Below are 12,039 nucleotides of genomic sequence, written 5' to 3' on the forward strand. Positions count from 1 at the left end.
ATCTCCCCCGTTCAGGACGTCCCGCCAGGGCCGCCCAGCTCGCTGTCCAGCACCGCGAACAGCTCCTCGTCGGTCGCCGCGGCGAGATCCCGCACCCGGTCGCGCGGAGCTCCGTTGCCGTCGGCACGGCGGTGCGCCTCCCGCCACCGGCGGGCCAGCGCCTCCAGCCGGGCCGCCACCGCCTCCACGTCGGCCTGCCCGGGCGGAGCCTCGGCGAGCGGCTCGGCCATCGTGGCCTCCAGCCGTTCGAGTTCGTCGAGTACGGCGCGCGCCGGGTCGGCGTGCTCCGGGTCGAGTTCCTCGAGAAGGAACGTCACCAGTGCCCCCGGGTTGGGATGGTCGAAGACCAGCGTCGCCGGGAGGCGCAGCCCGGCGGCTTCGGCCAGCCGATTCCGCAGCTCCACCGCGGTCAGCGAGTCGAAGCCCAGCTCGGCGAAGGCCCGCTCCGCCGCGATCGCGTCGACGCCGGCGTGCCCGAGCACCGCGGCCACGTGCGAGCGGACCAGGTCGAGGAGGATGCGGCGCTGTTCGGCCGGGAGCAGCCCCGTCAGCCTTTCTGTCAGCGACTCCTCCGTCGCGAGCGTGTCGGCCGCGGCCCGTCGCCGCGCCGGCGCGGCCACCAGGCCACGCAGCACCGGCGGCACCGGGTGGCCGGACAGCGCGTCCGCGTCCACGTCCGCGGCGAGCACCACCGGGGCGTCCCCGGAGACGGCGGCGTCGAAGCAGCGCAGTCCGGTCTCGGTGTCGAGTTCGCGCAGCCCGGTCGCGGCCAGCCGCGCCGAGTCACCCGTGCCCACGTGGGCGGTCATCGCACTGCGTTCCGCCCACAGCCCCCAGGCCAGCGAGTGGCCTGGCAGGCCGAGATGGCGCCGATGCTGGGCGAGCGCGTCCAGGAACGCGTTCCCTGCGGCATAGTTGCCCTGCCCGGGCGAGCCGAGCAGCCCGGCGGCCGAGGAGAACATGACGAACAGGGCGAGGTCGTTCCCTCGGGTCAGGTCGTGGAGGTGCCAGGCGCTGTCGGCCTTGGGACGCAGCACCGCGGCGAGCCGGTCCGGGGTGAGGGAGGCGATCGTGGCGTCGTCGAGGACGCCGGCCGCGTGCACCACCCCGGTCAGCGGATGCGCCGCCGGGATGCCGTCGAGCAGCGCGGCGAGGGCGTCCCGGTCGGCCACGTCGCAGGACTCGACCCGTGTCGAGGCGCCCAGCTCGGCCAGCTCGTCGCGGAGCTCTGCGGCGCCGGGTGCGTCGGCGCCACGGCGGGTGACCAGCAGCAGGTGCCGCGCGCCGGCCCGGGTCACCAGGTGGCGGGCGACGTGCCCGGCGAGTACGCCGGTGCCGCCGGTGATCAGGACGGTGCCGTCCGGGTCGAGCTCCCGCGGCACGGTCAGCGCGAGCTTGCCGACGTGGCGTGCCTGCTGGAGGTGCCGGAAGGCGTCCCTGGCGCGCCGGGCGTCCCAGACGGTGACGGGGGCCGGCCGCAGCACGTCACGTTCGTACAGCCGCAGCACCTCGGCGAGGATCTCCTGGACACGCTCCGGGGTGCCCGCCGGATGTTCGGTACGCGACTGGGCCACCATGTCGTAGGCCCGGTAGACGACGCCCGGGTGGGTGTCGGCCACCTCTTCCGCCCGCCGGATGTCGGTCTTGCCCATCTCCAGGAAGTGGCCGCCGCGGGGCAGCAGTTCCAGCGAGGCGTCGACGAACTCCCTGGCCAGCGAGTTGAGCACCACGTCCATCCCCGCGCCGCCGGTGGCGGCCAGGAACTTCTCCCGGAAGCCGAGGTCTCTGGAGGAGGCCAGGTGGGCCTCGTCCAGGCCGAGCGCGCGCAGCACGGGCCACTTGGCGGGCGAGGCCGTCGCGTAGACCTCCGCGCCCAGGTGCCGGGCGAGCTGGATCGCGGCCATGCCGACTCCGCCCGCGCCCGCGTGCACCAGCACCCGATCCCCCGGGCTCACGCCGGCCAGGTCGACCAGGCCGTAGTAGGCGGTGAGATTGACGATCGGCAGCACGGCGGCCGCGGTGAACGACCAGTCGTCCGGGATCGGGACGAGCAGCCGCCGGTCGCTGATCGCCACGGTGCCGGCGCCGCCGTCGACCAGGCCGGTCACCCGGTCGCCCGGCCGCAGGTCGGTGACGGCCGAGCCGATCTCCAGCACCACCCCGGCGGCCTCGCCGATCAGGCCGTCGTCCTCCTCCGTGATCATGTCGAGGGCGACCACCAGATCGTGGAAGTTGATCCCGGCGACGCGGGGCGCCAGCCGTACCTCGGTGGGAGCCAGCGGGCGGGTCGCCTCCGGCGCCGGCATCAGCGCGAGGTTGGACAGCGTGCCCTTGCCGGTGGTGGCCAGCCGCCACGGCCCGGCCGGGGGGACGAGCGCGTCGGCGTCCCGCACCAGCCGCGGCACGTGAACCGTGCCAGCCCGCAGGGCCAGCTCCGGTTCGCCCGCTTCGATCGCCGCCCGCACCGCCGCCCACGGCAGGTCCTGCTCGTCGGTGTCGAGCAGGACGAACCGGTCGGGATGTTCCGCCTGCGCGGCACGCACCAGGCCGGTGGCCGCCGCGTGTGCGGGATCGGCGTCCTCTCCTGGGACGACCGCCGCCGCACGCCGTACCACCACGGCCAGTCGGGCGCCGTCCGGCCGGTCGCCGGACAGCCACCCGCGCAGCGCGGCCAGGGTGGCCCGGGTGGCCGTGTGAGCGGCCGCGGCCGGGTCCTCGCCACCGTCGCGGGGCACGTGGAACACCTCGAGGCCCGGGATCGCGGCCCCGGCGGACTCCTCCCGGTGCGGGGCGGCGAGGTGTGCCATCGCCGCGTCGGCCCGCGGTTCGGCCACGCCGTTGGCCGATCGCGCGCCGTTGGCGACCGGCTCGGCCGCGCCATTGGCCGATCCCGCGCCGTTGGCGACCGGCTCGGCCACCGGGGGCAGCGGGGCCGGCGTACCCACTGGGGGCAGCGGGGTCGGCGGACCCACGGGGGGCAGCGGCGTCCAGGTGAGCCGCGGTGGCAGAACGTTCGCCGCCGCCGCGTGAGCCAGCTCCCCGTCGGTCACCGGGCGCACCACCATGGCGTCCACCGAGGCCATCGGGGTCCCTCCGGCGTCGGCCAGCTCGATGGCGAAGCGGTCCGTCGTCCCCGGGGCCGAACCGTTCCGCCCGCCGTCGAGCTCGTCGGTACCGGGCCGGTCGACGACGCCGCGCAGCCGTACCCGTGCCGCGGTGGCGCCTGTGGTGCGCAGCCGTACGCCGCGCCAGGTGAACGGCAGCCGGGGCGCGCCGGAGGCCTCACCGTCGAGGAGCCCGGCGGTGTGCAGCGCGGCGTCCAGCAGCGCCGGGTGGATCCCGAACCGGTCCGCCTCGCCGGCGACCGGCTCGGCCAAAGCGACCTCGGCGAAGATTTCGTCGCCGCGGCGCCAGGCACGGCGCAGCCCGCGGAACGCCGGCCCGTAGCCGTACCCGCCGGCGGCCAGGGTCTCGTACAGGTCCCCGATGTCCAGCTGCCGCGCGTCTCCCGGCGGCCAGGTCGGCTGCGGGGCGGGCGGCTCCGCGTCGGCGGCCGTCGCCAGGGTGCCGGTGGCGTGCCGGGTCCACGCGGGGGTCGCCCCGGCGCCGACCGTGTCCGCCGACGCAGGCGCCGCGTACACGGAGATCTGCCGGTGGCCGTCCTCGGCGGCGCCGACCACCACGCGCACCCGGGTCGCGCCGTCGTCGGGCAGCACCAGCGGGCGTTCCAGGACCAGCTCCTCCAGCATGTCGCAGCCGGCCCTGTCGGCGGCGTGCAACGCCATCTCCACCAACGCGGCGCCGGGCACCACGATCCGGTCGGCCACCCGGTGGTCGGCGAGCCACGGCTGACCCGCGATGGACAGCCGGCCGGAGAAGACCAGCCCGTCACCGTCCGGCTCGTCCAGCACCGCGGCGAGCAGCGGATGGTCGGCGGAGTCCAGGCCGGCGGCGCTCAGCCCGGCCGGTCCACCCTGGGTGGCCGGCTTCCAGTACCTGTCGTGCTGGAAGGGGTAGGTGGGCAGTTCCACGCGCCGCCGCGCGGTCGGCAGGACCTTCGGCCAGTCCACCGGCACTCCGCGCAGCCACGCCTCGGCCAGCGCCGTGGTGAACCGGCCGCCCTCGTCACGGCGCAGCGTGCCCAGCGCGGCCACGACCACGCCGTCCGCGGCGGCGGTCTCCTCGATCGCGGGAGTGAGCATCGGATGAGGGCTCATCTCCAGGAACACCCGGCGGCCCCGGGCCAGCAGCGCCCGGGTGGTCTCCGCGAACCGCACGGTCCGCCGCAGGTTCGTGTACCAGTACTCGGCGTCGAGCCCGGCGGTGTCCAACTCGGCCGCGACCACCGTGGAGTAGAAGGGCACCCGGGCGGTCCGCGGGCGCAGCTCCGCCAGTTCGCGCAGCAGCGGTTCGCGCAGCACTTCCACCTGCGCGCCGTGCGAGGCGTAGTCCACGGCCAGCCGCTTGACGCGGGTGCCCTCCGCCCGCAGCCGGGCCTCCAGCGCGTCCAGCGCCTCGGCGTCGCCGGCCAGCACCACCAGGCCGGGCCCGTTCACCACGGCCACCGACACCGCGTCGCCGTACTCGGCGAGCACCTCGGTCATCCGTTCGGCGGGCAACGCCACCGACATCATGCCGCCGTTCCGGCCGGACAGGCGCTCGGCGACCGCGCGGGCGCGCGTCACCACCACCCGCGCCCCGTCGGCCAGGGACAGCGCCCCGGCCACACAGGCGGCGGCGATCTCTCCCTGCGAGTGGCCGACCACCGCGGCCGGCTCGACCCCGGCCGCGCGCCAGGTCTCCGCCAGCGCCACCATGACCGCCCAGAGCACCGGCTGGACCACGTCGACCCGGTCGAGCATCCGGGCGTCGCGCAGCGCTTCGCGCACCCGCCAGTCCACCAGCGGCTCGATCTCCGCGGCGCAGCGCTCCAGGGCCGCGGCGAACGCGGGCGAGGAGTCCAGCAGCTCGATCGCCATGCCGGGCCACTGACCGCCCTGCCCGGGGAAGACGAACACCGGCTGGTCGGCGCCGTCGTGCACGAGACCTCGGACGAGCTCCGCGGCCCGTTCGCCGGCGGCCAGGGCGCGCAGCCCGGCCACCGCGGCATCCCGGGTCTCGCCCAGTACGGCCGCGCGTCGCGGCAGGCCGGCCCTTCGGGTCAGCTCGACGGCCACATCCAGCAGATCGGCCTCGTCGTGCTCGGTCATGAGCCCGGCCAGCCGGTCGGCCTGCACCCGCAGCGCCGCCTCACTCTTGGCCGACACCAGCAGCGGAAGTACCGGAAGCGCGGCGGTGTCCTCACCGGCCACGATCTCCGCCGACGGCGCAACCGTGCCGTCGCCGACGGCCGCCGGCTCCTCAACGGGCGGTTCTTCCAGGATGACGTGGGCGTTGGTGCCGGAGATGCCGAACGAGGACACCCCTGCCCGGCGCGGCCGGTCCGCGTCCTGGGGCCAGGGCTGGGGTTCGGTCAGCAGCTCCACCGCCCCGCCGGACCAGTCCACCTTCGACGACGGCGCATCGACGTGCAACGTCCTGGGCAACAGCCCGTGCCGCATCGCCAGGATCATCTTGATCACACCGGCCACCCCGGCCGCCGCCTGAGTATGCCCCAGATTCGACTTCACCGACCCCAGCCACAACGGCGATGGCCGATCCTGCCCGTAAGCGGCCAGCAACGCCTGCGCCTCGATCGGGTCGCCCAGCGCGGTCCCGGTGCCGTGTCCTTCGACCACGTCCACCTGCGCGGGACCGATTCCCGCCGAGGCCAGCGCCTGGGCGATCACCCGCTCCTGCGACGGGCCGTTCGGCGCGGTCAGCCCATTCGACGCCCCATCCTGGTTCACCGCCGAGCCGCGCAGCACCGCCAACACCCGATGCCCACGGCGGCGGGCGTCCGACAGCCGCTCCACCACCAAAACGCCGACACCCTCGCCCCAGCCGACCCCATCAGCCGCCTCGGCGAACGCCTTGCATCGGCCGTCGGCGGCCAGGCCCCGCTGCCGCGAGAACTCCACGAACGCCCCCGGGGTGGCCATCACCGTCACCCCGCCCGCCAGCGCCAGGTCGCATTCGCCGCGCCGCAGCGCGTCCGCGGCCAGATGCAGCGCCACCAACGAGGACGAGCAGGCGGTGTCCACGGAGAGCGCGGGGCCGCGCAGGCCAAGGGTGTACGAGACTCGCCCGGAGACCGTGGCGCCACCGGCGCCGGCGGGCACGTAGTCGTGGTACATCACCCCGGCGAACACCCCGGCGCTGGTCTCCCGCAGCGACGTCGGGTCGATCCCGGCCCGCTCCAGCGCGTTCCAGCTCACCTCCAGGAACTGCCGCTCCTGCGGATCCATCTCCGCCGCCTCACGCGGGCTGATCCCGAAGAAGTCCGGGTCGAAGTCGGCGGCCCCGTACAGGAAGGCGGCCTCCCTCGCGTACGAGGTGCCCTCGTGCCCGGGCTCCGGGTGGAACAGCGACCCGAGGTCCCAGCCGCGGTCGGCGGGGAACTCGCCCACCGCGTCCCCGCCCTCGGTCAACAGCCGCCAGAGGTCTTCCGGGGAGTCCACGCCGCCCGGGTACCGGCAGGCGAGCCCCACGATCGCGATGGGGTCGGTCGTGACGGGGGGCGCCGTCAGGGTCGCCGGCGCCGGCGCCGGCTTCGCTCCGGACCGGTCCGCCAGGAAGGCCGCCAGCGCGGTCACCGTCGGGTGGTCGAAGACCAGCGTCGCCGGCAGCGACACGCCGACCCGTCGGCCCAGCCGGTTCCGCAGCTCCACTCCGGACAGCGAGTCGAAGCCCAGCTCCTGGAAGGCCCGGTCCACCGGCACCGACTCGGCCGCGCCGTACCCCAGCACGCCGGCGGCCTCCGCGCGGACCACGCCCAGCAGCAGCTCCCGCCGCTCCGCCGGGGACAGCCGGTCCAGCCGATCGGTGAGCGAGCCCGGCCCGGCCGCGGCGGCACGGGCCGACCGGCGGCCGGCCAGCGCGCGCAGCACCGCGGGCGGCTCCGTGTCCCGGCCGCGCAGCGCGGCGAGGTCCAGCCGGCAGGCCACCGGCGCGGGGTGCCCCGCGGCCAGCGCCGCGTCGAACATGGCCAGCCCCTCCGCGGCGGTGAGCGCTCGCATCCCGGAGGCGGCCAGACGTGCGGCCTGACGGCCGTCCAGCCGGCCGGCCATGCCGCCTTCCGCCTCCCACGCCCCCCAGGCCACCGAGATCGCCGGGAGCCCGGCGGCGGCCCGCCGTACGGCGAGCGCGTCCAGCGCGGCGTTGGCCGCCGCGTAGTTGCCCTGTCCGGCGGAGTCCATCAGCCCGGTCGTCGAGGAGAACAGCACGAACGCCCGCAGGTCGCGGTCGCGGGTCAGCTCGTGCAGGTGCCATGCGCCGTCCACCTTGGGCCGCAGCACCCGCGCCACCCGCTCCTCGTCGAGCGCCGGGATGGTGCCGTCGGCCAGCACTCCGGCCGCGTGCACCACGGCGGTGAGGGGACGCTGGGGCGGGACCTCGTCCAGAAGCGCGGCGAGCGCGGCGCGGTCGGCCACGTCGCAGGCGGCCACCGTCACCTCGGCGCCCAGCCCCGTCAACTCGTCGCGCAGCTCGGCCGCGCCAGGTGCGTCGAGGCCGCGGCGACTGGTCAGCACCAGGTGCCGCACCCCGTGCTCGGTGACCAGGTGCCGGGCCAGCAGGGCGCCCAGGCCACCGGTCCCCCCGGTGATCAGCGTGGTGCCCTCGGCCGGCCAGGCCACATCGGCGTCATTCTCGGCTCGCCGTACGGCGGGGCCGCCGGCGTCGAGGCGGGTCAGCCGGGGCACCCAGAGCCCGCCGGCGCGAACGGCCGCCTCGGGCTCTCCTGCGCGCAACGCGGCCGCGGCGGCCTCGTCGATCACGGCGCGGTCCGGGTCCAGCTCGGGGTCCAGATCGACCAGGACGATCCGTCCCTGGCTCTCTTCCCTGGCAGCCCGGACCAGCCCCCAGACCGCCGCCTGCGCCACGTCCGGCGCCGCGTCGCCGATCGCGACCGCGCCTCTGGTCGCGATCACCAGTGTGTCCTCGGCGGAGGGCTCGCCGGCCAGCCAGCGCCGCAGGCGCTCCAAAGTGGCCGCCACGCCGTGCCGTACCAGCTCCGGCGGGGATGTGGCCGGCGCGGTGTCGTCTTGGGCAGCGATGTCATCCCAGGCGGCCACGTGCACCTCGGCCGCCGCGATGGCGTCCCGCGCGGCCGGCCCCTCCGCCGCGCCGTTGTCCGGGGCTGCCAGCGGCCGCCATTCCACCTCGTAAAGCGGGTGCGTCGCCCCGCCGCCGACCGGGAGGTCGGCGGCGAGCGGGCGGGACTCGAGCGAGGTCACAGTGGCCAGAGGGCGGCCAGTCGCGTCGGCCAGGTCCAGCCGTACGGCTCCCGCCCCGGCGGTGTCGTCCGGGCGCAGCCGTACCCGTGCCGCGGCGGCGCCGGTGGCGTGCAGCTCGACCCCGCGCCAAGCGAACGGAACCACCGGCCGCCCGTGCTCGGTCGTCTCCCCGTCCACTTCGGGCAGCAGGCCCACCCGCAGCGCGGCATCCAGCAGTGCGGGGTGCGCGCCGTATCCGGTGGAGTCCACCCCTTCCGGCAGCGCTACCTCGGCGTAGAACTCGTCACCGCGTCGCCAGGCGGCGCGCACGGCGCGAAACGCCGGGCCGTACTCGTAGCCGCGCTCGGCCAGCCGGTCGTCGAGTCCGTCGACGTCCACGGGCCGCGCGTCCGGGGGCGGCCACGCGGTGAGGCCGACGCCGTCGGCCGTGGCGGGCGCCAGGGTGCCCTGAGCGTGCCGGATCCAGCCTTCCCCGGTCGTCGAGTGGATCTCCACGGCGCGGCGGCCCCGATCGTCCGGCGCCCCGACGGCGACCTGTACGGCTACGCCGGTGTCCCCCTCGCGGCCCCCCGCGGCGGGGATGACCAGCGGGGTCTCCAGGACGAGCTCGTCCAGCCGACCGCAGTCCACCTCGTCGCCGGCGCGGATCGCCAGCTCCACGAAGCCGGTCCCGGGGAAGATCACGGTGCCGTTCATCGTGTGGTCGGCCAGCCAGGACTGGGTACGCGGGGACAACTGCCCGGTGAGGGTGACGGCGCCGTCCGGGTGGGTCACCGCGGCGGCGAGCAGCGGGTGCTCGACAGGCGCCTGGCCGACCGCCGACACGTCCCCCGCCCGGTGCGCCTCCAGCCAGAACCGGCGCCGCCGGAACGGGTAGGTGGGCAGGCCGACGGGACGGGGCGGGGTCTCACGGTCGGCGAACCAGGCGGCCCAGTCCACGGTCACGCCCCCGGCCCAGGCCGAGCCGAGTGCGGCACCGAAGTGAGCGGCCTCGTCGCGGTCGCGGCGCAGCAGCGGCACGACCAGGCCCGCGTGGCCGCCGTCGGCGAGAATTTCCTCGACCATGGGGGCGAGCTGCGCGTCCGGGCCGACCTCCAGGAAGCGGGTGACCCCGCGTCGCCGCATGACGTCGACGCCGTCGGCGAACCGCACCGGCCGCCGCACGTGCTCGACCCAGTACTCGGGCCGGGTGATTTCCTCGCCGGCCAGGTCACCTGAGACGTTGGACACCAGCGGCAACGCCGGACGCCGCAGCGTCAGCCCCGCCACCACTTCCCCGAACTCGGCCAGCATCGGCTCCATCAACGGGGAGTGGAACGCATGCGACACTCGCAGCGGCCGGGTCCGATGCCCCTGCTGCCGCGCCCACTCGACAACCTCGGCGACCTGCTCGGACGCGCCGGAGACCACCACCGCGCCGGGCGCGTTCACCGCCGCCACCGCCACCCGGTCGTAACCGGCCAGCACCGCAGCGAGCACCTCTTCGCCGCAGCCGATCGCCGCCATCGCACCCCCGGCCGGCAGTGCCTGCATCAACCGGCCACGAGCGGCAACCAACCGGCACGCATCCGCCAGGTCCAGCACCCCCGCCACATGCGCCGCACTGATCTCCCCCAGCGAATGCCCGGCCACATAATCCGGCCGGACCCCGAACGATTCCAGCAGCCGGAACAACGCCGTCTCCACCGCGAACAGCCCGGCCTGCGCGAACACCGTCTGGTTCAGGGCGTCGGCCGTCTTGTCGGCCTGGGATGTCAGCACCTCACGCAGGCCGACCCCGGGCGACCCACCGGAGACACCGGCCAGCTCGGCCGTCAAGAGCTCGGCCGCCTCGTCGAAGGCCTGCGCGAACACGCCGAAGCGCTCGTACAGGCCGCGGCCCATGCCGAGCCGTTGTGCGCCCTGCCCGGAGAACACCAGGCCCAGCCGCCCGGTCCGGGCCGCCTCGACGGTCACGCCTGGCGGCGGCTCGCCCGCGGCCAGGCCGCGCAGCGCGGCGAGCAGGCCGTCCCGGTCGCCGGCCACCAGCGCGGCCCGATGGGCCAGCGCCGCCCGCCGGGTCAACGCCCACGCCACGTCCGCCATCTCGGCGTCGGTGCCGCGCTCGGCGAGGAAACCGGCCAGCCGGTCGGCCTGCGCGCGCAACGCCGCCTCGGACTTGGCCGACACCACCACCGGCATCACCGGGGACGCCGCGGGAGGCGCGGCCGTGCGGTCAGGGGGTGAGGACTCTGCCGGGACGGCCTCGTCCGGCGCCTCCTCGAGGATGATGTGGGCGTTGGTGCCGCTGACCCCGAACGCTGAGACACCGGCGCGGCGCGGGTGGCCGTTCCGCGTCCATGGCCGGGATTCGGTCAGCAGCTCCACAGCGCCGACGGACCAGTCCACTTCCCCGCTCGGCGCATCCACGTGCAGCGTCTTCGGGAGCGTTTGGTGCCGCATCGCCAGGACCATCTTGATGACCCCGGCGGCGCCGGACGCCGCCTGGGCGTGGCCGATGTTCGACTTCACCGACCCCAGCCACAGCGGCCGGTCGCGGCCCTGCCCGTAGGCCGCCAGCAGCGCCTGCGCCTCGATCGGATCGCCCAGCGCGGTCCCGGAGCCGTGCCCCTCGACGACGTCGACGTCCGATCGCGACAGCCCCGCCGCGGCCAGCGCGGCGCCGATCACCCGCTCCTGGGACGGGCCGTTCGGCGCGGTCAGGCCGCTGCTGGCGCCGTCCTGGTTAACGGCGGAGCCGCGGATCACGGCCAGCACGGGGTGCCCGTTCCGCTGCGCGTCGGAGAGCCGTTCCAGCAGCAGCAGGCCGACCCCTTCGCCCCAGCCGACCCCGTCCGCGGCCGCGGCGAACGACTTGCAGCGGCCGTCCGGGGAGAGCACGCCCTGCCGGCCGGAGTCGACGAACAGCTCCGTGGTGGACAACACGGTGGCGCCGCCGGCCAGCGCCAGCTCGCACTCGCCGCCGCGCAGCGCCTGCGCCGCCAGGTGCAGCGCCACCAGCGACGACGAACATGCGGTGTCCACGGTGACCGCGGGCCCCTCGAAGCCGTACAGGTAGGAGATCCGCCCGGACGCCACGCTGCGGTGGCTGCCGTGCGCGATGAATCCCTGCACGCCGCGGGGCACCCGGTCGCTACGCGAGCCGTAGTCGCCGTACATCACTCCGACGAACACCCCGGTACGGCTGCCGCGCAGCGAAGTCGGGTCGATCCCCGCGCGTTCCACCGCCTCCCAGGTGGTCTCCAGCAGCAGCCGCTGCTGCGGGTCCATGGCAGTGGCCTCGTTGGGGCCGATGCCGAAGAACTCCGGCTCGAAGTCGGCCACATCGCGCAGGAAGCCGCCCTCGCGGGTATAGGTCTTCCCTGGCTTGCCGCGCTCCGGGTCGTAGATCGCCTCGATGTCCCAGCCGCGGTCGGCGGGCATGGGCGTGACCGCGTCCACCTCGTCAGTGAGCAATCGCCACAGGTCCTCGGGAGCGGTCACTCCGCCCGGGTACCGGCAGGCCATGCCGACGATCGCGATCGGCGCCCCGCCGTCCGGGCCGACGCCCAGCTCGCGCAGGCGGTCCTCGGCGACACGCAACCGCCGCCGAGACTCCCGCAGATCCGCCGTCGCTCTTTTCAGGTAATTGACAAGTTTCTCTTCGTTGTCCATTACCAACCTAAGAATATTAGGAGCGTTGAGCTCGCCAGGGGTGATGGTT

Annotated in this window: 1 protein-coding gene; it reads right to left on the reverse strand. The window is 75.4% G+C overall.

The genetic code is table 11. From position 1 onward, the window contains the following. Positions 1–11: 11 nt before the first annotated feature. The gene (locus BLS95_RS37770) at positions 12–11,990 is read right to left on the reverse strand and encodes a type I polyketide synthase (RefSeq protein WP_090943099.1); all 11,979 of its coding nucleotides are present in this window, start codon (positions 11,988–11,990) and stop codon (positions 12–14) included. Between the last annotated feature and the right edge of the window lie 49 nt (positions 11,991–12,039).

Origin of the sequence: Nonomuraea jiangxiensis, from assembly GCF_900099965.1 — a bacterium.
In the GTDB taxonomy this organism is placed as follows: domain Bacteria; phylum Actinomycetota; class Actinomycetes; order Streptosporangiales; family Streptosporangiaceae; genus Nonomuraea; species Nonomuraea jiangxiensis.